Annotated in this window: 16 protein-coding genes; all 16 read left to right on the forward strand. The window is 72.0% G+C overall.

What is annotated here, in order from left to right; all coding sequences use genetic code 11:
- Positions 1 to 80 precede the first annotated feature (80 nt).
- Entirely contained in the window at positions 81 to 920 is an 840-nt protein-coding gene (locus tag N542_RS0116630; RefSeq protein ID WP_028644895.1) for a phosphate ABC transporter ATP-binding protein, read from the forward strand.
- Between the two features lie 137 nt (positions 921 to 1,057).
- Positions 1,058 to 1,453, forward strand: coding sequence for a VOC family protein (locus N542_RS0116635; protein ID WP_028644896.1), 396 nt, complete (start codon positions 1,058 to 1,060; stop codon positions 1,451 to 1,453).
- Positions 1,454 to 2,424: 971 nt separating this feature from the next.
- Complete coding sequence (pstC, locus tag N542_RS0116640) at positions 2,425 to 3,438, forward strand: phosphate ABC transporter permease subunit PstC (RefSeq protein ID WP_081795248.1); 1,014 nt, start codon at positions 2,425 to 2,427, stop codon at positions 3,436 to 3,438.
- A 1-nt stretch (position 3,439) separates the two neighbouring features.
- Entirely contained in the window at positions 3,440 to 4,621 is a 1,182-nt protein-coding gene (gene pstA / locus N542_RS25290; RefSeq protein WP_051551927.1) for a phosphate ABC transporter permease PstA, read from the forward strand.
- The gene (locus N542_RS0116650; protein WP_028644898.1) at positions 4,618 to 6,273 is read left to right on the forward strand and encodes a substrate-binding domain-containing protein; all 1,656 of its coding nucleotides are present in this window, start codon (positions 4,618 to 4,620) and stop codon (positions 6,271 to 6,273) included. Before pstA ends, N542_RS0116650 begins: the two co-directional genes overlap by 4 nt.
- Positions 6,273 to 8,924 (forward strand): hypothetical protein, encoded by a 2,652-nt coding sequence (locus tag N542_RS25295; protein ID WP_036508223.1) that lies wholly within the window; start codon positions 6,273 to 6,275, stop codon positions 8,922 to 8,924. Before N542_RS0116650 ends, N542_RS25295 begins: the two co-directional genes overlap by 1 nt.
- 8 nt (positions 8,925 to 8,932) lie before the next feature.
- Positions 8,933 to 9,886: a class E sortase gene (locus N542_RS25300; protein WP_197025993.1), complete on the forward strand. Its 954-nt coding sequence runs from the start codon at positions 8,933 to 8,935 to the stop codon at positions 9,884 to 9,886.
- A gap of 90 nt (positions 9,887 to 9,976) precedes the next feature.
- Positions 9,977 to 11,575, forward strand: coding sequence for an Ig-like domain repeat protein (locus tag N542_RS0116665; protein ID WP_028644899.1), 1,599 nt, complete (start codon positions 9,977 to 9,979; stop codon positions 11,573 to 11,575).
- Positions 11,576 to 11,676: 101 nt separating this feature from the next.
- Entirely contained in the window at positions 11,677 to 12,522 is an 846-nt protein-coding gene (gene pstB / locus N542_RS0116670; protein ID WP_028644900.1) for a phosphate ABC transporter ATP-binding protein PstB, read from the forward strand.
- A 10-nt stretch (positions 12,523 to 12,532) separates the two neighbouring features.
- Complete coding sequence (locus N542_RS0116675) at positions 12,533 to 13,279, forward strand: lytic transglycosylase domain-containing protein (protein ID WP_028644901.1); 747 nt, start codon at positions 12,533 to 12,535, stop codon at positions 13,277 to 13,279.
- Between the two features lie 149 nt (positions 13,280 to 13,428).
- Complete coding sequence (locus N542_RS0116680) at positions 13,429 to 16,053, forward strand: right-handed parallel beta-helix repeat-containing protein (protein ID WP_155993159.1); 2,625 nt, start codon at positions 13,429 to 13,431, stop codon at positions 16,051 to 16,053.
- Positions 16,054 to 16,157: 104 nt separating this feature from the next.
- Positions 16,158 to 19,712 carry a transcription-repair coupling factor gene (mfd, locus tag N542_RS0116685; protein WP_028644903.1) on the forward strand — a complete coding sequence of 1,185 codons (3,555 nt, stop codon included), beginning with the start codon at positions 16,158 to 16,160 and terminating at the stop codon, positions 19,710 to 19,712.
- The gene (locus tag N542_RS0116690; protein ID WP_155993161.1) at positions 19,709 to 20,374 is read left to right on the forward strand and encodes a hypothetical protein; all 666 of its coding nucleotides are present in this window, start codon (positions 19,709 to 19,711) and stop codon (positions 20,372 to 20,374) included. Before mfd ends, N542_RS0116690 begins: the two co-directional genes overlap by 4 nt.
- Before the next feature lie 3 nt (positions 20,375 to 20,377).
- On the forward strand, positions 20,378 to 21,001 hold the full coding sequence (locus N542_RS25305; RefSeq protein ID WP_081795250.1) for a MazG family protein: 624 nt from the start codon (positions 20,378 to 20,380) through the stop codon (positions 20,999 to 21,001).
- 17 nt (positions 21,002 to 21,018) lie between these two features.
- On the forward strand, positions 21,019 to 21,399 hold the full coding sequence (locus N542_RS0116700; protein WP_028644905.1) for a response regulator: 381 nt from the start codon (positions 21,019 to 21,021) through the stop codon (positions 21,397 to 21,399).
- Complete coding sequence (locus N542_RS25310) at positions 21,396 to 23,429, forward strand: ATP-binding protein (protein WP_051551930.1); 2,034 nt, start codon at positions 21,396 to 21,398, stop codon at positions 23,427 to 23,429. The genes N542_RS0116700 and N542_RS25310 overlap by 4 nt, the downstream gene beginning before the upstream one ends.
- Positions 23,430 to 23,465: the final 36 nt, after the last annotated feature.

Here is a 23,465-nt window from a genome sequence, read left to right on the forward strand (position 1 = left end):
GGGAGGCCTCTGCGCCTCCCGGCCGGACGGCGGCACGACGCAGCGACATGGACGAGCAAGCACCGAAGGTGGACGAAGGCATGACGACAGAGATCCTCGAAGCGGTCCCGCCGGCGATCCCGTCGGGGGGCGGCAGCCGGGTCGCGCCGGCGGACCTGCGCGCGGACGCGATCTCCGCGTGGTTCGGGCAGCGCAAGGTCCTCGACCGGGTCAGCCTGGACATTCCCGGTGGTGAGGTGACGGCGCTGATCGGGCCGTCCGGCTGCGGCAAGTCGACGTTCCTGCGGATCCTCAACCGGATGCACGAGCTCGTCCCCGGTGCGGCCCTGGCCGGCTCGGTGCTGCTCGACGGAGAGGACATCTACGACCCCGACCGGCGGCTGACCGACGCCCGCAAGGCGATCGGGATGGTCTTCCAGAAGCCCAACCCCTTCCCGGCGATGTCGATCTACGACAACGTGCTGGCCGGGCTGAAGATCACCGGCACCAAGATCGGCAAGTCCGACAAGGACTCGCTGGTCGAGGAGTCGCTGACCCGGGCCGGTCTGTGGGCCGAGGTGCGCGACCGGCTCAAGCAGCCGGGCTCCGCGCTCTCGGGCGGCCAGCAGCAGCGGCTGTGCATCGCGCGGTCCCTCGCCGTACGCCCGCGGGTGCTGCTCATGGACGAGCCCTGCTCGGCGCTCGACCCGACCTCCACGCGTGTCGTGGAGGAGACGATCATGGAGATCGGTCAGCAGGTGACGGTCGTGATCGTCACCCACAACATGCAGCAGGCGCACCGCGTCTCGGCCCGCTGCGCGTTCTTCCTGGCCAGCCAGGGCACGCCGGGCGTCATCGTCGAGCACGGTCCGACGGCGACCATCTTCGAGAACCCCCAGGACCAGCGCACGTCCGACTACGTCAACGGCCGCTTCGGCTAGCTCGACGCCGTCCCCCAGACCCACCGGGTGCACCCCCTGGTGGAGGGAGCGGGTCCTCGCCTGGTGCACCCCCCGGCGAGGACCCGCTCCCGTCATATTGCGTTGATCTCGGCGGCGGGTGCCGCGACGCTGGTGCGGTGACCGCCTTCATCTCGCACACCACCGTCGACTGCACCAACGCCTACGACCTCTCCGAGTGGTGGAAGCCGGTGCTCGGCTACGTCGACATCGACGGTGACCCCAACCTGCCCGGGCACGAGGAGTGCATGATCCGGGACCCCGAGACGGGGCACCAGGTGCTCTTCATCGAGGTCCCGGACGCCAAGACGGCCAAGAACCGCCTGCACTTCGACCTGCGCCCCCGGGCCGCCACGCGGGACGAGGAGCTCGAGACCCTGCTCGCGCACGGCGCCACCGTCGTCGACGACCTGCGAGGCAAGTACGGCCCCGACAGCGGCTGGGTGGTCCTCGCGGACCCGGAGGGCAACGAGTTCTGCATCCTGCGTTCGCTGGCGGAGCTCGACAGGTCCTAGCCGACCGCCGCCCCCGGCGGTCGAGCAGCAACCGTGTCTCGTCGTACGGCGTCTCGGTGGTCGAGCAGGTTGCGCAGCAACCGTGTCGAGACCCCCGCAGGGAAGGCGGGCGTCGGGTCCGGTGCTCTCGTCGTACGGCGTCCCGGTGGTCGAGCAGGTTGCGCAGCAACCGTGTCGAGACCCCCGCAGCGATGGCGCCGCCGTCGGGTGCGGGGGTCTCGACGACGCTCGGGCCTGGCGGCCCTCCCTGCTCGACCAGCGGTGGGGTGCTCTCGTCGTACGGCGGTCGGGTGCGGGGGTCTCGTCGACGCTCGGGCCTGGCGGCCCTCCCTGCTCGACCAGCGGCGGGTGAGGTGCTGTCGTCGTACGGCGGTCGGGTGCGGGGGTCTCGACGACGCTCGGGCCTGGCGGCCCTCCCTGCTCGACCAGCGGTGGGGTGCTCTCGTCGTACGGCGGTCGGGTGCGGGGGTCTCGTCGACGCTCGGGCCTGGCGGCCCTCCCTGCTCGACCAGCGGGGCGCGGTGCTCTCGTCGTACGGCGGTCGGGTGCGGGGGTCTCGACGACGCTCGGGCCTGGGGGCCCTCGCTGCTCGACCAGCGGTCCGGTGCTCTCGTCGTACGGCGGTCGGGTGCGGGGGTCTCGACGACGCTCGGGCCTGGCGGCCCTCCCTGCTCGACCAGCGGGCTCGGGCCTGGCGGCCCTCCCTGCTCGACCTCCCTGCTCGGCCGGCGGGTCAGCCGAACGCGAGTTGAACGGCCGGGCGCGGCACCCCTGGCCCTCACGGGTGGGTCAGGGCGGCCGAGCATGACCCGTTCGGACTAGGCGCAACCTCGCGGGCGGCGAAGTTGGCGAAAGCAGGCGGTGCTGTTCGTTCGTCGTTCACCGACGACGAACCATTCGTTTCGGTGATCTCCTGACACTTCTGGCGTTTGCCCGCGCGCTCGAGAGAGCGCCTCGCCAGAAAGAACCAGGTGACGACACTCCCCGTCCACGACGCGATCGACGTCGAGGCCACCCCGCGCGCGATCTCGCGCAAGGCCACGGGTGCGGACAAGGTCTTCGTGGCCGCGATCCGCACCGTGGGCTCGGTCGTCCTCGTCATCACCGGCGGCGTCGGGGTCTTCCTCGGCTGGCAGGCGCTGCCGACGCTGCGGCACTACGGATGGAGCTTCTTCACGGAGTCGAGCTGGCAGCCGGAGGCCGACGTGCTCGGCATCGCGGCCGTGCTCAGCGGCACCGTGCTGGTCGCGCTGATCGCGATGTCGATCGCGTTCCCGCTGGCGCTGATCACCGCGCTCTACATCAGCGAGTACGCCCCCGCCGGGATGCGATCCCTGCTGGTGTCCCTGGTCGACCTGATGGCCGCGGTGCCCTCGATCATCTGGGGGCTGTGGGGCTCCTACCTGATCATGGAGCACGCGGCCGGCCTGGCGATGTGGCTCGACCGCAACCTCGGGTTCATCCCCCTCTTCCAGGTCGACGACGCGGACCCGAACGCCGCCGTCCCCGTCCTCTCGCGCTACAGCTTCAGCATGTTCGTGGCCGGCATCGCGGTCGCGATGATGGTGCTGCCGATGGCCTGCGCGGTGATGCGCCAGGTGTTCTCGCAGACGCCGCAGGGGGAGAAGGAGGCGGCGCTGGCGCTCGGCGCCACCCGCTGGGGCATGGTGCGCTCGGTGGTGCTGCCCTTCGGTCGCGGCGGCATCATCGGTGGCGCGATGCTGGGCCTCGGTCGGGCGCTGGGCGAGACCATCGCGGTGCTGCTGATCCTCTCGCCCTCCTTCGAGGTCAAGCCCCGGGTCCTCGAGATCGGGGGCAACACCGTCTCCGCGCTGATCGCCGGCCGCTTCGGTGACGCCAGCTCCAGCCAGCTCTCCGCGCTGCTCGCCGCCGGCTTCGTGCTCTTCCTGATCACCCTCGTCGTCAACACGGTCGCCGCGACGATCGTCAACAGAAGCCGCTCGGGCGCCGGGACGGACGCCTGAGATGACGCTCGCCCCCGAGACCGACGTCCCCGCAGCGGGCACCGTCGGCCAGACCTTCCTGCCGCGGTACGACGATGACGCGGCTCCCGCCGTGCCCCGGGCGTCGCTGGGACGCCTGACCGTCGACGAGAAGTTCGTCCGGATCGGCAGCGTGGCCTCGGGTCTGGGCATCGCCTGGCTGATCACGCAGCGGATCCTGCCGCTCGCCGGGCTGCCGTGGTTCCTGGTCGTCTGGCTGGTCGCCACCCTGGCGGTCACCGCGGTGACGGCGGCCATGAGCGGCGGCGCGGTCGAGGCCCGCGACCGGCTCGCCGCGACGGTGATGACCGTCGGTGCCGGCGTCGTCGGCGCCGTGCTGATCAGCGCCGTGGTGTTCGTGACCGTGAAGGGGTGGGCGGCGCTCATCCACGTCAACTTCTTCACCGAGGACATGTCGGGGGTCGGACCCAAGGACTCCTTCGACCGGGGTGGCGTCCTGCACGCCATCGTCGGCTCGTTGATCCAGGTCGGCATCGCGGTCGCGATCACGCTGCCCCTCGGGATCGGCACCGCGATCTTCATGACCGAGGTCGGCGGCCGCTTCGCCAAGCTCGTGCGCACGGTCGTCGAGGCGATGACGGCGCTGCCGTCGATCGTCGCCGGCCTCTTCATCTACACCGTGTTCATCGTGGCGCTGGGCTACCCGCGCTCCGGGCTCGCCGCCGGCCTGGCGATCTCGGTGATGATGCTCCCGATCATCGCCCGCGCCTCCGACGTCGTGCTCCGCGTCATCCCCGGCGGTCTGCGGGAGGCCAGCCTGGCCCTCGGTGCCAGCCGGTGGCGCACCGTGTGGCACGTCGTGCTGCCGACCGCACGCCCCGGCCTCGCCACCGCCTGCATCCTGGGCATCGCGCGCGGCATCGGCGAGACCAGCCCGGTGCTGCTCACCTCCGGCAACGCGCAGTTCCTGGTCGTCAACCCGACCGACGGCGTCATGAACTCGCTGCCGCTCTTCGTCTACTCCCTGGTCCGCACCGGAGAGCCCAACGCCGTCGCCCGTGCCTTCGCCGGCGCCACCGTGCTGCTCGCCGTCGTGATGGTGCTCTTCGTCGTCGCCCGCCTGATCGCCCGGCCCCAGCGCACCAAGCCCCAGCGCACCCAGCGCACCGCACCGCAGTCCGCCCGCACCGAGGAGAACCCGTGATCCGCCCCGTCCGAGTCGTCAGCCGCGTCCTGGTCGCCGTCGCCCTGGCGATGAGCTTCCTGGTCGGCTCCTCGACCTCGGCCCACGCCACCGTCTACGCCCAGATCGAGGGCACCGGCTCGACCTGGTCGGAGCTGATCCTCCAGCAGTGGATCGCCGACGTGGACGCCAACGGCATGAAGGTCGTCTACACCGGCGGCGGCTCGACCAAGGGCCGCAAGGACTTCTCGCAGGACAGCACCGACTTCGCGATCTCCGAGATCCCCTACCAGGGCACCGACGAGCGCGGCCAGTCCGACTCCAGCAACGGCCGCGAGTTCGCCTACCTCCCGATCGTGGCCGGCGGCACCGCCTTCACCTACCAGCTCAAGATCGGCAACAAGCTGGTGCGCAACCTCCGTCTCTCGGGCGAGACCCTCGCGAAGATCTTCACCAACAAGATCACCGACTGGAGCGACCCCGCGATCGCCAAGGACAACAACGGCCGGAAGTTCCCCTCGCTGCCGATCATCCCGGTCGTCCGCTCCGACGGCTCCGGCACGACCGCGCAGTTCACCACCTGGATGGACCACCAGTACCCCGGCACCTGGCGGCCGTACTTCGGTCAGTCCGGCCTGACGTCGTACTACCCCAAGAAGGGTGACCGGATGGTCAGCCAGGCGGGCTCCGACCAGGTCATGAACACGATCAAGGGCTTTGCCGGCAACGGGATGATCGGGTACGTCGAGTACTCGTACCCGATCAACGCCGACTACCCGGTGGTCAAGGTCGAGAACAAGGCGGGCTACTTCGTCGAGCCGACGCAGTACAACACCGCGGTCGCCCTCACCAAGGCCAAGATCAACCAGGACAAGAAGAGCCAGCTCTACCTGACCCAGATCCTGGACGGCGTCTACAACAACGCGGACCCGCGGTCGTACCCGATCTCCTCGTACTCCTACATGATCCTGCCGACCGGGGCCGACGACTCGCGGATGTCGACGGCGAAGCGGCAGACCCTCGCCGACTTCATGTACTACTCGTTGTGCTCGGGCCAGACCAAGGCCGGGGCGTACGGCTACTCGTCGCTGCCGCTCAACCTGGTGCAGGCCGGCTTCCAGCAGCTCGCCAAGCTGAAGAAGGCGGACCCGAAGGTCAACCTGACCAACCGCGACGTCCGCTCGTGCAACAACCCGACCTTCGACGGCAAGAACCTCAACCGCAACGTGCTCGCCGACAAGGCGCCCCAGCCCGCGGCGTGCGACAAGTCCGGGGCCGGCCCCTGCGGCACGCCCACCGGCACCAACAAGCCGAGCACCGACGACGACACCACGGGCGGGGGCGGCAAGGCGACGGGTGGCACCGCCGGCGGCACCCCGGGAGGTGGCGCGACCGGCGCCGCCGATGCCGGTGGGGCCGCGGCGGGCACCGACGCCCCGCCTGCGGCCGTCGACCCCGAGACCGGTGCGGTCGCGGCGGCTGGCGGGACGACCACCGCCACCAGCAGCGACGAGATCTACGCCGACCCCACCGAGCTGGCCGCGAGCCGGACCTCCGACGACAGGACGTTCGGCTGGCTGGCGGTCCTCGAGCTGCTCGCGCTGGTGCTGGTGCCCGGCCTGTACGTCGTCTCCATGCGGCGCCGCCGCCCGCAGATCGGGCCGCGCCCGTGATGCGCCGCCGGCAGCGCGCCGTCCTGGCCGGTCTCGCCCTCGTCACCGTGGCGATGGCCGCGTCCGCCGGGCCGAGCTCCGCCCTGACCCACCAGCCGGACGCCCACAGCGCGCCTTACCGATCCGCGCCCGGACCGCAGACGGTGGGTCGTGCGGCGGTCTCCGACGAGGGCTGGAAGCAGACGAAGTCGGTCCAGCGCTCGGTCGTCGACAACGACGGCAGCACCCGCGGCTACCCCTTCACCGACCCCTTCAAGGTGACGGTGGACGCCGACCACACCAAGAACCTGCGCGGCCGCGAGCGGATCGCGATCAGCTGGAAGGGCGCCCAGCCGAGCGCCGGACGGGCCAGTGACCCGTACGGCGTCGGCGGCCTGAACCAGGAGTACCCGGTCGTCATCATGCAGTGCCGCGGCGCCGGCGCGTCCGTCACTCCCGAGACCTGCTGGACGTCCTCGTTCTCCCAGCGCTCCCAGGTCTCCCGGTCCGCGAGCGACGCGACCTGGACGCACGACCGGTACGCCGACCCGGCGGACAAGGAGAAGGTCAGCGGTCCGGCCGACTTCCCGACGCCGGCCCAGTGCCCCTCGATCCTGCGCGACGGCGACTTCTACACGCACCTGACGCCCTTCGTCAGCAAGAAGGGCAAGGTCTACTCCGCCTGCGACAAGGACCACATGCCGCCCGAGGCGGCCGCCGAGGCGGCCTTCCCGGCCGCCGAGATCGCCAGCTACACCGACACGGACGGCAACGGCTCGGCGCAGTTCGAGGTGCGCAGCGACGTCGAGAACGAGTCGCTGGGCTGCAACGACACGACGGCGTGCTCGATCGTCGTGGTCCCGATCACCGGAGTCAGCTGCGACCAGGCGTCGGCGGCCAACCCCACCAACCTCACGCCGGTCGAGAAGTCGTGCCGCAAGACGGGGCAGTGGGCGCCGGGCTCGAGCAACTTCGTCAACCTCGCCGTCGACCAGGCGGTCTCCCCGGCGCTGTGGTGGTCGGAGTCCAACTGGCGCAACCGGTTCGTCATCCCGATCACGTTCGGGCTGCCGCCCGACACCTGCGACATCCTCGACCCGCGGGCACCGACCGGCTTCTACGGCTCCGAGCTGCTGTCCCAGGCCGCGTTGCAGTGGTCGCCGGCGTACTGCCTGAACAAGAAGCGGTTCAAGTTCCAGCTCAACCAGATGCCCGACGAGGCGGGCTGGAACCTGATGCGCAACGGCGAGGGTGCGGCCGCCGAGGTCTCCTCGGAGCACCCGGCCGGGACGGACCCGGTGGGCTACGCGCCGACGGCCGTCACCGGCTTCGGCATCAGCTACCTCATCGACCGGCCCGACAACGCCGGGGAGTACACGCGGCTGCGGCTCAACGCCCGGCTGGTGGCCAAGCTGCTGACCCAGTCCTACCTCGGCTCGGGGCTCGGCAAGGACCATCCCGGGATCGGCAGCAACCCGTGGGGGATCATGGCGGACCCCGAGTTCGTCAGGCTCAACCCCGGGCTGAGCCAGAACGCGAGCGAGGCCGGAGCCTCCCTGCTGTCGCTGTCGAACTCCTCGGACATCATCGAGCAGCTGACCTCCTGGATCGCCCAGGACGCCGAGGCCACGGCCTTCATCCGCGGCAAGGCGGACCCGTGGGGCATGAAGGTCAACCCGTCGTACCGGAACATCACCCTGCCGACCGCGGAGTGGCCGCTGCTGGACACGTTCGTGCCCCAAACCTCGATCGAGTGCTGGGACGCGAACCCGCCCAACTACTTCAGCCTGCTGGCTGCCCCGGTCACGACGCTGTCGAAGATCGCCACGGCGCTCCTGGACTCGTGGCCCAACACGCAGACGCGCTGCGACACCGACGTCAGCACCTCCCCGCACACCTACAAGGTCGGACGCGTCGACCGCCAGTCGTACGGCGCCCGCTTCATGCTCGGCATCGTCAGCCTCGGCGACGCGGCGCGCTACGGGCTGCGGACCTCGGCGCTCGAGACGAGGAAGGGCACGTACGTCGCGCCCACCGACCGGTCGCTGTCCGCCGCGCTGAGGCTGAGCAAGCAGCAGCAGAAGTACGGGCCCTTCGTCCTCGACCAGGCCGACGTGCGCAGGTCGCGGACCGCCTACCCGGGCGCGATGGTCGTCTACACGGCCGCGCGGCTGCAGAACCTGCCGAAGAAGGACGCCGCCAAGGTGGCGAAGTTCATCCGGGTCTCGACGAGCGAGGGGCAGCGACCGGGCAGCGGCAACGGCGAGCTGCCCCAGGGGTTCCTGCCCATCCGCCGGTCCGGCGTCACGGCCCGGTACTACGCCTCGGCGCAGACGGTGGCCGACGCCGTCGAGGCCCAGCGGAAGCCGGCCGCGGAGCCGACCGCCAAGCCGTCCCCGAGCGTCGACGGCAGCGGTGGCGACGGGTCGGGTGTCGGTGCCCCGGTCACGCCGCCGGACGCCGCGCCCGGTGATCCCGCTCCGTCGGTCGCACCCTCACCGTCGGTGAGCCCGTCGGCACCGACCGCGGCCACCCCGATGCCGGCCACCCAGTCGGTCGGGTCGGACCTCGCGGGCGGCCTGCTCCCGGCCCTCATCCTGCTCGGCGCGATCGGCTGCGCCTCGACCGCACTGCTGCGGGCCGGCGCCCCGTTCCTCCGGGGCCGGCGATGAGCACCACGATGGATCGCGCCTCCGCGACCGGGGCGGAGCAGCAGCAGCCGCGCCGCCTCACCCGGGCGAAGCCCCCGGCCCGGAGGCGGCCCCGGCCCGCGCCGGCACCGGCCGGTCCTCCGGGGAGCGCCGAGAGCACCGCAGCCGTGCTGTCGTCGGCCTTCACGATGATCGCCATCGTCTGCCTGTGGGTCGCGGTGCAGCTGCTCTTCCTGTCCTCGATCTCCCAGAGCCGCGCCCAGGACCTGCTCTACGACCAGTTCCGTCACGAGCTCGGTGCGGCCACGGCCCCGGTCGGACCGATCGTGCCCGCGGGCGACCCGGTGGCCGTCCTGGAGGTGCCTAGCCTCGGGCTCGAGCAGGTCGTCATCGAGGGCACGGCGTCGGGTGACCTGCTGGTCGGGCCGGGGCACCGGCGAGACACGCCGCTGCCGGGCCAGGTGGGCACGTCCGTGGTGTACGGCCGCGCGGCGACGTACGGCGCGCCGTTCGGCGACCTCACGAAGCTGCGGGCCGGTGACCGGATCGAGGTCACCGTCGGGCAGGGCCGGACCGTCTTCGAGGTGAGCGGGGTCCGCCGGGCGGGTGACCCGCTCCCGCAGCCACCGGCGGCGGGAGCAGCCCGGCTCACCCTGGTCACCGCCGAGGGCTCCGGCCGTCTCGGCGCCCTGGCCCCGCAGTCGGTCGTCTACGTCGACGCCGATGCGAAGAAGGGCCTCCCCGCGCCGTCCGGTCGTCCACCGGCGGTGCCCCGGTCGGAGCAGTCGATGGCCAGGGACAGCACGGCACTGCCGCTGCTGGCCCTCTGCCTGGCGCTGCTCCTGGCGCTGACCCTCGGGGTCGTCGCTGCCCGTCAGCGATGGTCGACGGCGCTCGTCTGGGTGGTGGCCACCCCGGTGGTGATCGCCCTGTCCTGGGCGTCGACGGACGTGGTGATGCGGCTCCTGCCCAACCTGATCTGACTCATCGGCATCGCCGTCTCGGGGCGGCGAGCAGCACGACTCACCTGCACGACTCACTCAGCACAACATCACAGGAAGCGAATCCTTCAGATGTCAGCACGCAAGTCTCTCGCGGTAGCCCTCGCGACGGTGATCGCCGGGTCCGCGCTCGTCATGACGGCGGGTCCCGCGTCGGCCGAGTACCGGTCCGACCCCGACGACACCACCGGGGTCACCCCGGTAGTGACCGACCTGGTCGGCGTCGGATCCGACACGACCCAGCACGCCATCCACCTGATCGCCCAGGCCTGGAACGCCGACCCGAGCCACACGTTCAAGATCGCGTCGTACGCCGCGACGGAGGCCGGTCACGCCCAGCTCCCCGGCAACACGATCACCCTGCCGGGCGGTCAGGAGATCCCCCGCCCGAACGGCTCCGGCGCCGGCCGGAAGACCCTCCGCCTCACCCAGGACCTGAACGGCGAGGTCGACTTCGCCCGCTCGTCCGACTCGCTGGACGTCGACGACGTCAACGCGAGCCTCAAGGCGATCCCGTTCGCGCTCGACACGGTCGTCACCGCGGTGTCCAACCTGACCGTCTCCAACGCGCCCGCGAGCCTGACGGCGCAGCAGCTGGTGTCGATCTACAAGTGCGAGTCGACCAAGTGGAACCAGGTCGGCGGCACGTCGGGCGACACCATCAAGCCGCTCGCCCCGCAGTCGGGCTCCGGCACCGCGAAGTTCTTCAAGAAGGTGCTCGTCGCCGCGAACGGTGGCACGGACTTCAGCTACGCCGGCTGCGTCACGCAGAACGACACCGTGCAGGAGCACGACGACTCGCTGGTCAAGAGCGACGCCAACGCGATCGTCCCGATCTCCAAGGGACGCGCCGAGCTCAAGGGCGGCACCGTCCGCATCGTCGGCGGCTTCGCCGAGAAGCGCGCGGTCTACAACGTCGTCCGTGGGCTGGACCTCAGCAAGCCGAACATCCAGGCCGTCTTCGGCCCCGACGGGTTCATCTGCTCCGCGGCCGCCAACCAGCTGATCGCGGACAGCGGCTTCAAGCAGCTGGCCACCGAGGCACACGGCGGCGTCTGCGGTGCCGGCGTCGACTCGACCAGCAACTTCACGCTGAACGAGCCGGTCACCACGAAGACCGCCGTGACGGCGACCAGCCCGGCCGCCAAGGCCGTCAAGGTCGTCGCCAAGGTGAGGGGCACGACGGCCCCGACCGGCACCGTGTCGTTCTTCGAGGGCGAGACCGCTGTCGCGTCCGACGTCCCGCTGGTCTCCGGCCAGGCGACGCTCAGCAGGTCCTCGGTCACCCCCGGCTCGCACACCTACACCGCGGTCTACAGCCCGAACGACTCGATCTTCCTCGAGTCGACCGGCACCGTGAAGGTCACCGTCAAGGCTCCGGTCGTCAAGACCAAGCCGGTGATCGGTGAGACGTTCCCGGCCAAGGTGAAGCTCAAGAAGAAGGTCCGGACGGCCGTCGTCAAGGGCGCGGTCACCGTCAAGGGCGCGACCGGCAAGGTGACGATCAAGAAGGGCGCCAAGGTCCTCAGGACGGCCACCCTCAAGGCCGGCAAGGCCGCGATCCGCCTGCCCAAGCTGACGAAGGGCACCTACAAGCTGACCATCGCCTACGCCGGCGACGCGAAGCACCTGGCGGGCACCAAGACGTTCACGGTCAAGATCGTCAAGTGACCTCCTGAACGCCACGCACGACCCGGCGCCGGTCCACCTCCGGGTGGGCCGGCGCCGACCCCGCACCGGACATCCAGCAGCACCGACGTACAGGAACGACGATGACCATCTCTGCCGACCACACCACCGTCATCCCGGCGATCGCCGGGCCGCCGCAGGCGCCCCGGGCCGCGCTGGCCCAGATCGAGGCCCGTGACATCACCGCCTGGTTCGGCCAGCGCAAGGTGCTCGACCGGGTGTCGTTGACGATGCCGGCCGGCCAGATCACGGCGCTGATCGGGCCCTCGGGCTGCGGCAAGTCGACGTTCCTGCGGATCCTCAACCGGATGCACGAGCTGGTGCCGTCGGCCCAGCTCGGCGGCGAGGTGCTCCTCGACGGCGAGGACATCTACGACCCGGAGAAGAAGCTCATCGACGCGCGCCGGGCCATCGGCATGGTCTTCCAGAAGCCGAACCCGTTCCCCGCGATGTCGATCCGCGAGAACGTCCTGGCCGGCCTCAAGCTCACCGGCACCAAGGTGTCGCGCTCGGCGAAGGACGACCTGGTCGAGTCCTGCCTGCGCAAGGGCGGCCTCTGGGACGAGGTCAAGGACCGCCTCGACGCACCCGGCGGCGGCCTCTCCGGAGGGCAGCAGCAGCGGCTGTGCATCGCCCGCTCGCTGGCGATCAAGCCGCGCGTGCTGCTCATGGACGAGCCCTGCTCGGCGCTCGACCCGACCTCGACCCGCGTCATCGAGGAGACCATGCGCGAGCTCGCCGACGAGGTCACCATCGTCATCGTCACGCACAACATGCAGCAGGCCGCGCGGGTGTCCGACACCTGCGCCTTCTTCCTCGCTGCGCAGGGCACTCCCGGCGTCATCGTCGAGCACGGGGATACTGCTGCCATGTTCCAGAGCCCGCAGGACCAGCGCACGAGCGACTACGTGCACGGTCGGTTCGGATGAGGTGCCGCCGATGACGGCTGGTCGCCTGATCGCGACGTTCGCCACCGCGCTGGTCATCGTCGCCGGTCTCGGGTACGCCGCCTCGCAGACCGTCCTGGCCCGGCAGCCGCTGGTCCTCTCCGAGCAGCAGCAGCAGTACGTCGAGGCGCCGCGCCCCGACACCACGCTGGCGCCCCAGCCGGACGCCCCGTCGGCGCCCACCGAGGTCGACCCCGCGTGGGTGGCCAAGATCGCCGACCTGGCCGGCATCCCGGCGCCCGCCGTACGCGCCTACGCCGACGCGCAGCTCTCCGAGCCGCGCGGGTGCACCGTCGGCTGGACCACCCTCGCCGGGATCGGCTGGGTCGAGTCGCAGCACGGGACCATCGGCGGCCGGACCCTGGGCGAGGACGGCCACTCCTCCGAGCCGGTGCTCGGGCCCGCCCTCAACGGCAAGGGCGGCTTCGCCGCCATCCGCTCCACGGCCGAGAGCGCCACCTGGCACGGTGACCGCACGTGGGACCACGCCGTCGGGCCGCTGCAGTTCATCCCGTCGACCTGGGACACCTGGGGCGCCGACGGGGACGGCGACGGGGTCGCGGACCCCAACGACCTCGACGACGCCGCCTTCACCGCCGCCCGCTACCTCTGCGCCGACGGCCACGACCTCAGCACGGGCGCCGGCTGGGCCGACGCCGTCTTCGGCTACAACCACACCCAGGCCTACGTCGACTCGGTCTACGCCGCCGCCACGGCGTACGCCGACCGCACCAGCTAGCCGGGTCCGGGCCGCGGACCGGTCGGTCCCGGCGGCTGGAAGGGCCTCAGCTCCCGTCTCAACCCGGAGTCCCCCCGACCGGCGGTTCGCCCGCATCCGGGCGCCGCGGCTCCTATCGTGGGAGCGACCTCGTGGGGAGGGTGTGACTGGTGCGCTTCCGGACGTGTCTCGTGCTGCTGCTCCTCGCCGCGGTGATCCCGGCGCTCGTCACGCTCCAGCCCGCTGCCAGCGAGCCCGCCGGACCGACGCCCGCCACTGCCGCGACCGCGACCGCGACCGCCGAGCGGGTGGGGCCGGGAGCGATCCGCAGCGAAGTCGCCTTCCGGAAGGCCTGGGCCGACCCCACCCGGCGCCGGATCGAGCTCGGCGCCGACATCGTGCTGCGCAACTGCCTGGTCGGCGACCCGATCCGCGAGTCGCCGTACCCGCTCGAGCTGGACGGCAACGGGCACGCCATCCGGCAGGCCTGCTTCGAGAAGCGGGTGCTGCGCCAGGACGGGACCGGCTACCTCTCGATCCACGACATCTTCCTGAGCCGGGGCGGCTCGGACGGTCCCGGCGCCGCGCTGACGTCGCGCGGCGAGATCTCCCTCGCCGACTGCGGGATCACCCAGAACCTCGCCGAGGAGCCGGGCGGCGGTGTCTTCTCGATGCGCCGGGTGACCGTCCACCGCTGCCACATCAACGGCAACCTCGCGAACGACGACGGCGGGGCGATCTACGCCCGCCGCGGCGGGGTGCAGGTCTACGACTCGGTGCTGAGCAACAACCTCGTGGACGGCTCCGGCGGCGCGATCGGGTCCACCGGCGACATCCTCGTGGTGCGCTCGATGGTCGACGGCAACACGACCGACGGCGACGGCGGGGCGCTGTACGCCGACGAGGACGGCGACGTGACCGTCATCGACTCCCTCATCGACGGCAGCGACGCCGACGGCCCGGGCGGCGCGATCTTCACCCTCGACGGTGACGTCGCGGTGCTCGGCTCGACCCTCAACGGCAACCGCGCCGACGACCGCGGCGGCGCGATCTCGGGTGAGTCCGACGTGCTCGTCGTCAACTCCAACATCGCGCGCAACCTCGCGGTCGCGCACGCGGGCGGCGGCGTCTGGGCGCGCGGCAACCTCACGGTCGTGAACTCGACGATCACCCAGAACTACGCCGAGGGCGAGGGCGGCGGCATCCTCTCCGCGGGCCGGACCAACGTCATCTCCTCGACCATCGTCCGCAACATCGCGCCGGTCGCCGGGGACGTCGGCAGCGCCCGCCGGCTCGACGTCTTCGGCTCGATCATCGGGCCACCGGTGTCCGAGGGCGTCACCGGCGACACCATCCCGACGCACCGGAGCTGCCGGGTCTACGACTCGCTCTCGCGCGGCTACAACTTCTACACCGACGACTCGTGCGAGCTCGAGAGCCCGCAGGACGTGCTGGGCGACAACCCCAGGCTCACCCAGATCGACGGTCACCCGCTCGGGTTCGTGCTGATGCCGGACGCCGACAGCCCGGTCCGCGCCCGGATCCCCAGCGGGTCGTGCCGCGGCGTGCTGCCCGACCCGCTGCCCGCGGGCCAGCTGCTCGTCGGCTACGTCGACTGGGACAGGATCCTGGCCCGCGACACGCTCGACCAGCTGCGGGACAACCAGCAGCCCTGCGACATCGGTGCGGTGCAGTCCGCCCAGCCGCCGCTGCCCGACCCGGTGCTCCCGCCGGTGGGACCGACGTCCCTGCCCGACCTCGGTCCCGAGCCCGACCCCGGTCCCGTCGCCAGCAGCGTCGCGACCCTGCCCGCGCCCGTCGTACGACGGTCGGCGGCGGCGTCCCTCGACACGCAGATCTCCCGCCTGGCGTCGCGCGCCGAGGGCCTGCTGCACGGTGCGAGGCGCTTCGACCAGCTGCTCGGCTGCACGTCGTACGTCGGGATCAGGACGACCGGCGACGTCCAGCACCGCTGGGGGTTCTCGTACGACGAGCGCGACGGCACCGGCCTCGACCTGCGGGCGGCCCTGGTGCGGGCGCCGCTCCGGTCCGCGGACGCCGTGCTCCTGCGGATGTCGACGTCGCGGGGCTGCCTGAGCGCCGCGCCCGACGCCAACGGCACCGGCGCCGACGCGCGGATGGCCGCCCGCTCGACGCTGTCGGGCGACCGGCTCCGGCTGCGCCGGCTGGCGCGGATCGAACGCGTCGTGAAGGCGATCGAGGACAAGACCGACCGCTTCGACGAGTGGGAGTCCTGCCTGTCCTGGCTGCCGGTCACCGAGGACGGCGACACCCGCCAGGACCTCGGCTTCCGCACCAAGCCCGCCGGCGTGGTGCTGCACCGGCCCGCGATCGGGATCGACTCCAGCGAGTGGGACGACCCCGACTACCAGCTGCTGGTCTTCAAGGGCCGCAACCGTCCGTTCGGCACCCGCGAGTGCGGCACCGAGCCGGGTGAGAGCGTCGACCGGACGGCGGCCCGGCCGTCCGCGAGCGAGGTGCGCGCCGACGTCCGCAGCTCGATCGCGTCGCTGCGCGAGGACCTCGACGACCTGATCGAGCCGGTCGAGGAGATCACCCAGTTCGACGAGTGCATGTACACCGTCGGCGTGCAGCAGCGCAGCGGGTACCTCTACCGCGACCGGGCCGGCGCGTGGTCGCGGCAGGGGGCGCTGTCCTTCGACATGCGCGGCACCCAGCTCCCGGCGATGAGCGTGATGGCGACCTCGGGGGAGGAGCCTCCCCAGATCGAGTGCAACGAGGACGCCGGCTGGGCCGACGAGGACGACGACTGAGCCGGAGGCTGTCGGCGGGCGCACGTAGACTCGGTGCGTCACCCCCCGTCAGCTGCTGACCGGGGGCTGTCGTGTTGTCCGCCCCGCCCCGAAAGGCCCCTCTCGTGCACCTGTCCGGCCTCGCCGACGCCGTCCTCGCCGACCCCACGCTGGCGCAGGCGATGGTGGACGCCCGCGAGGGAGTCCTGCCCACCCTGGACCTCACCGGGCCCGAGGCGATGCGGCCGTACGTCGTGGCCGGCCTGGTCCGCGAGGGCCGGTCCGTCCTGGCCGTCACCGCCACCGCGCGGGAGGCCGAGGACCTGGTGGCCGCCCTGGGCGACCTGGTCGACCCCGCCCTGGTCGGCTACTACCCGAGCTGGGAGACGCTGCCGCACGAGCGGCTCAGCCCGCGCAGCGACACCGTGGGGCGGCGGCTGGCCGTGCTCCGGCGCCTCCGGCACCCCGGCACGGACGCCTCCAACGGGCCGCTGCGGGTGGTCGTCGCGCCGGTCCGCTCGGTGCTGCAGCCGCAGGTTAAGGGGCTCGCCGACCTTGAGCCGGTCGAGCTGGTGCCGGGCGACACCGCTCCGCTGGAGGACGTGGTACGCCGGCTCGCGGGTGCCGCCTACTCCCGGGTCGACCTCGTCGAGAAGCGCGGCGAGTTCGCCGTCCGCGGTGGCATCGTCGACGTGTTCCCGCCGACGGACGAGCACCCGCTGCGCGTGGAGTTCTGGGGCGACGACGTCGAGGAGATCCGGACCTTCTCCGTGGCCGACCAGCGCACCCTCGAGAAGGTCGAGCGTCTCTGGGCCCCGCCGTGCCGCGAGCTGCTGCTCACCGACGAGGTCCGCGAGCGGGCCGCCGAGCTCGGCCGCCGGCACCCGCAGCTCCTCGAGCTCACCGACAAGATCGCGGCCGGCATCGCGGTCGAGGGCATGGAGTCGCTCGCGCCGGTGCTCGTCGACGAGATGGAGCTGCTCGTCGACCTGATGCCCGTCGACACCCACGTGCTGGTGCTCGACCCCGAGCGGGCGCGCAGCCGCGCGCACGACCTGGTGGCAACCAGCGAGGAGTTCCTGGGCGCGAGCTGGGCCGCCGCCGCCGGCGGCGGCACGGCGCCGATCGACCTGGGCGCCGCGTCGTACCGCGCCATCGCCGACGTCCGCGAGCACACGCTCGCGCAGGGCAAGGCGTGGTGGTCGGTCAGCCCGTTCGGGATCGACACCGCCGAGACCGACGTGGACGTCATCGCGGGCGCGGTCCACAGCCGCGGCCTGCCGGCCCGGCCGGCCGACGCCTACCGCGGCGAGATGGACCGCGCGATCGGCGACATCGCCGGCTGGCGCCGCGACGGCTACCGCGTCGTCGTGCTGCACGCCGGCCACGGTCCGGCCGAGCGGATGCGGGAGGTGCTGGCCGAGCAGGACGTGCCGGCCCGGGTGGTCGACGACCTCGAGGCCGCGACCGACCTCACCGACGCCGTCGTCACGATCACCTGCGGCGCGGCGACGCACGGCTTCGTCGACGACCTCAACCGGGTCGCGGTCCTCACCGGCGAGGACCTGTCGGGGCAGAAGGCCTCGACCCGCGACATGCGGCGGATGCCGGCCCGGCGCAAGAAGCAGATCGACCCGCTCGAGCTGCGCGCCGGCGACCACGTCGTCCACGAGCAGCACGGCGTCGGCCGCTTCGTCGAGATGAAGCAGCGCGAGGTCGGGGGAGCGGTGCGCGAGTACCTCGTCCTCGAGTACGGCTCGTCCAAGCGCGGCGGCCCGCCCGACCGGCTCTACGTGCCGGCGGACGCGCTCGACCAGGTGACCCGGTACGTCGGCGGCGAATCGCCGTCGCTGGACCGGCTCGGCGGCGCCGACTGGACCAAGCGCAAGAACCGCGCCCGCAAGGCGGTCCGCGAGATCGCCGCCGAGCTGATCAAGCTGTACGCCGCCCGTCAGGCCACGCAGGGCTACTCCTTCGGGCCGGACACGCCGTGGCAGCGCGAGCTCGAGGACGCCTTCCCCTTCCAGGAGACCCCCGACCAGCTCAGCACGGTCGACGAGGTCAAGGGCGACATGATGCGCACCATCCCGATGGACCGCCTGGTGTGCGGCGACGTGGGCTACGGCAAGACCGAGATCGCCGTGCGTGCCGCCTTCAAGGCCGTGCAGGACGGCAAGCAGGTCGCGGTCCTGGTGCCCACGACGCTGCTGGTCACCCAGCACCTCAGCACCTTCAGCGAGCGGATGAGCGGCTTCCCCGTCGTGCTCAAGGGCCTGAGCCGCTTCCAGACCGACGCCGAGGCCCGCCAGGTGATCGCCGAGCTCGCCGAGGGCTCGGTCGACATCGTCGTCGGCACCCACCGGCTCCTCAACCCCGACATCCGGATGAAGGACCTCGGGCTGATCATCGTCGACGAGGAGCAGCGCTTCGGCGTCGAGCACAAGGAGCAGATGAAGCGGCTGCGCACCTCCGTCGACGTGCTGTCGATGTCGGCCACGCCGATCCCGCGCACGCTCGAGATGGCGATCACCGGCATCCGCGAGATGTCCACGATCACCACGCCGCCGGAGGAGCGGCACCCGGTGCTGACCTACGTCGGTGCCTACGAGGACCGCCAGATCATCGCCGCCGTACGCCGCGAGCTGCTCCGCGAGGGCCAGGTCTTCTACATCCACAACCGGGTCAACTCGATCGAGAAGGCGGCCGCCCGGATCACCGAGCTGGTGCCCGAGGCCCGGGTCGCGGTGGCGCACGGCCAGATGGGCGAGCACCAGCTCGAGCAGGTGATGCTGGACTTCTGGGAGAAGCGCTTCGACGTGCTGGTCTGCACGACGATCGTCGAGTCCGGCCTGGACGTCTCCAACGCCAACACGATGATCATCGAGCGCGCCGACACCCTCGGCCTCTCCCAGCTCCACCAGCTGCGCGGTCGCGTCGGTCGGTCCCGGGAGCGCGCGTACGCCTACTTCCTCTACCCGCCGGAGAAGCCGCTGACCGAGACCGCGCACGAGCGGCTCGCCACGCTGGCCCAGCACTCCGACCTCGGTGGCGGCATGGCGATCGCGATGAAGGACCTCGAGATCCGCGGTGCGGGCAACCTGCTCGGCGGGGAGCAGTCCGGCCACATCGCCGACGTCGGCTTCGACCTCTACGTCCGGCTGGTCGGCGAGGCCGTCGCCGAGTTCAAGGGCGACGGTGGTGAGCCGGAGCTCAACGAGGTCCGCGTCGAGCTGCCCGTCGACGCCCACCTGCCGCACGGCTACATCACCAGCGAGCGTCTCCGCCTGGAGATCTACAAGCGGCTGGCCGAGGTGCGCACCGACGAGGACGTCGACCAGATCAACGAGGAGCTGCTGGACCGCTACGGCGAGCCGCCGATCGAGGTCGTCTCGCTGCTGCTGGTCGCGCGCTTCCGGGCGCGGGCCCGGCAGGCCGGCATCGGGGAGATCACGATCGCGGGCCGCAACGTGCGCTTCGCGCCGGTCGACCTGCCCGACTCGCGGGTCGTCCGGCTCAACCGGCTCTACCCGAAGTCCATCGTCAAGGCGCCGGTCAGCACGATCCTGGTGCCGCGACCCCAGACCTCCGGCATCGGCGGTCAGCCGATCTCCGGCATCGCCCTGCTTGAATGGGCCCGGCAGGTGATCGACTCCGTGATCGACCCCCAGGAGCAGAAGTGACCCGAGTGCGTGCGCTGGCCGGTCTGGCCGTCGCTGCGGTGCTGTTGACCGGCTGCGGCGCCGTCCCCGACCTCAACCCGGGCGTGGCCGTCCGCGTCGGTGACGACACCACCTCGACCCGGCAGGTCGCCGAGCTGGCGGCCGACTACTGCGGCTCCGCCCAGGCGCAGCTGCAGGGCCAGGCGCTGGCCGGGCACTACATCAACGGCCGGGTCGCGGGCAGCGTCGCGCTCCGCTCCGCCGCCGACCAGCTGCTCGCCGAGCACGGCGTCGAGGCGGACGCGTCGTACGCCGACGCGGTCGAGCAGGTCCGCGCGAAGCTCACCGCGCTGAAGCCGGCGGAGCGTGACGCGCTGATCGAGGTCGAGGGTGCCGAGACCTACGTGGCCGCGGCGGAGCTCGCCGTGGGCCGCGAGACGCTCGGCGGCTCGCCCTCCGACGACGACGCGAAGGCGGCCGGGGAGAAGGAGTTCGTCTCCTGGCTCGACGACCACGACGTGCGGATCGACCCCCGCTACAGCGTCGCGATCAAGCAGGGCAAGACGGTCCTGCTCGACACCGGACTCTCCCTGCCGGTGAGCAGGACCGCGAAGTCCTCCGACGCGACGACCCCCGACACGACGTACGCCGCCGGCCTGCCGTCGACCCAGCGCTGCGGGTGACCGGTGGTTGAGGAGGGACCGGGTCCCGTCTCGACACCACCGCTGCTGGAGTTCCTGGAGGTGATGCGGCAGCTGCGCGCGCAGTGCGCGTGGAAGGCGGGCCAGACCCACCGCTCGCTCGCGCGCTACCTGCTCGAGGAGACCCACGAGACCCTCGAGGCGATCGACACCGGCGACGCCGTGCTGCTGCGCGAGGAGCTCGGCGACCTGCTGCTGCAGGTCTACTTCCACGCGGTGATCGCCGAGGAGACCGGCGAGTTCACCATCGACGACGTCGCGGGCGACGTCACCGCCAAGATGCGCCGCCGCAACCCGCACGTCTTCGCCGACGCGGCCGGCGGCACGCCCGACGAGATCAACGAGGCGTGGGAGTCGATCAAGGCGACCGAGAAGCAGCGCACCGCCGTCACCGACGGGATCCCGCCGACACTCCCGGCCCTGCTGTACGCCGACAAGGTGCTGGACCGGCTCGCCCGGGCCGGGGCGACCCCGCCGCTCGCGCCCGCCGAGCAGGCCGATCCCGCCGAGGACCTGGGTGACCGGCTCCTCGCGCTCGTCGCCGAGGGCCGCCGGACGGGCACCGATCCGGAGCAGGCGCTGCGCGACGCCGTACGCCGGCTGCTCTGACCGTCTAGGGTCCTCCCATGGCTCGGGTGCTGATCGTGGAGGACGACGTCGAGGTACGCGACTGGATCGCGCACTGCATGCTGCACGACGGGCACGAGCTGCGTGGCGTCACGGACGGCCGGCAGCTGCGCGCGCTGCGGGCCGGCGAGCCCGACTACCGGCCCGACCTGGTGCTCATGGACTACGCGCTGCCCGACACCAACGGCGTGGACCTGCTCGCCGAGCTGCACGGCTTCTGGCCCGACGTGCCGTCGGTGTTCGTGACCGTGCAGTGGACCGGCGCGATCATCGAACGGATCGCGGGCACCGGTGCCGAGCACGTGAAGAAGCCCTTCAACCCCGACGACCTACGCGCTGCGGCGCGCCGGGCGCTCGTGGGCGGGGGGAGCCCGGAGTGATCCGGGTCCGGCTGCTCGACCTGGGCGCGTTCGCGGCGTACTTCACGCTGGCGGCCTACCTCGGGCGGCAGGCACTCGTCGACGGCAGCAGCCTCGCCCTGGTCTGGCCCGCTGCGGGCGTCGCGGCGGCCTGGCTCGCGGTGACCGGGTGGCAGCGGTGGATCGTCGTGGACGCGCTCGCCGTCTTCCTGCTGACCTGGGCGGTCTACGTCGCCACCGGCAGCTCCACCAGCGTGGGGCTCACCCTCGCGGTCGCCATGGTCGTCCAGGTCCTGGTCTTCGGCGTCCTGATCAGCCGCTGGTGCCCGGGCTGGTGGGGGTTCGGGGCGGAGCCGCCGGCCGGGGTGCAGCGGCTGCGCGACCTCGGGCTGCTGCTCGCCGCCGCCCTGGGGTCCGCGGTCGTCTCGGCGCTGGTGGGGCCGGGCCTGCTCGTCGTGGCCGTGACCGACACCGACTGGTCGGCCCTGGCGTCGTGGGTGGTGCGCAACTCCGTCGGCGTCATCGCGATCTTCCCGCTCTCCCTGCTCGCCCGGAACGCCGCACGCGCGCACACCCCCGGCCGGTCCCCGGCGCCCTTCGGCCCCTACCGCGGCAGCACGCTGGAGGCCGTCGCGCTCGTCGTGACCACGGGGGTCGCCGGCTGGCTGATCTTCTGGGTCAACGACGGCCTGCCGATCCCCTTCCTGCTGCTGGCGACGTCGGTCTGGGCGGGCACTCGCTTCTCACCGTGGGTCGCCGACGTGCACGCGCTGCTGCTCGTGGCCGGCGTGGTGTGCTGCACCGTCCTGGAGCGGGGCCCCTTCGCGCAGATCTCCTCACCCACGTCGCAGGTGCTCGCCGTCCAGGCCTACGTGGCGGTCGCGGTCGTGCTGACCCTGGCGCTGTCGGTCGGTCGACGCGAGAGCCTGGCGCTCGTCCAGAGGCTGGGGAGGTCCGAGCGCGCGGCCGTGGAGCAGGCGGCGACGATGCGGACCATCCTCGACGCGATGGCGGACGGCGTGAGCGTCGTCGACGCGGCCGGCCACATCGTGCTGCGCAACCCGGCGGCCGCCGTGCTGATGGGTGAGATCCAGGTCGACGCCGAGGGCACGCTCGACGTCGGTGGCTACGACCTGCGCTACGCGGACGGCACCTCGGTCACCGCCGAGGTGTCCCCGATCGCGCGTGCCTTCGCCGGGGAGGCGATCGAGCACGTCGACCTCTTCGTCCGCAACCCGGAGGCCCCCGACGGGCGGATCGTCGAGGTGACGGCGCGCCCGATCCCCGGCAGCGACCCGCCGCTCGTGGTGGCTGTCTTCCACGACGTCAGCGCCGACCGTCGCGAGCGTGACGAGCTCGCTTCCTTCGCGGGCGTGGTCGCGCACGACCTGCTCAACCCGCTCACCGTCGTCGAGGGCTGGTCGGAGGCGCTGCTCGAGTCGGCGCGGGCCGGCATCGTCGTACCCCCGGCGGTGCAGGCCGACCAGCTCGACCGGGTCCACCGTGCGGCGCAGCGGATGCAGCACCTGATCAGCGACCTGCTCGCCTACACCACCGCCCGGGACCTCCGGATCACGCCGGTGCGGGTGGACCTGCTCGCGCTGGCACGCGACATCGCCCGCGCCCGGGTGGAGGCGGGCCGGGTCAGCGACGCGCCCATCCCGGTGATCACCGTCGACCCGGCCCTCCCCGACGTGCTGGCCGAGCCCGTGCTGCTGCGACAGGTGATCGACAACCTGGTGGGCAACGCGGTCAAGTACGTCGCGCCGGGCGTGTGCCCGGAGATCGCCGTCAGCGGCCGGACGGTCGCCGGCGACGACGGGCCGATGGTGCTGATCGAGGTCGTCGACAACGGCATCGGCATCCCGTCGGGACAGCACGCCCGGGTCTTCGACACCTTCCACCGCGCGCACGCGGAGGGCTACCGCGGCAGCGGGCTCGGGCTGTCGATCGTCAAGCGGATCGTGGAGCGCCACGGCGGCACGGCGTCCGCGCGCGACAACGCCGACAGTCACGGCACGACGATGAGCGTGAGCTTCCCGGCCGCCTGAGCGACGTCGCCCTTGGTGGTCCGGTGGTGGATCCCG

Source organism: Nocardioides sp. URHA0020 (assembly GCF_000620705.1).
Lineage (GTDB): Bacteria > Actinomycetota > Actinomycetes > Propionibacteriales > Nocardioidaceae > Nocardioides.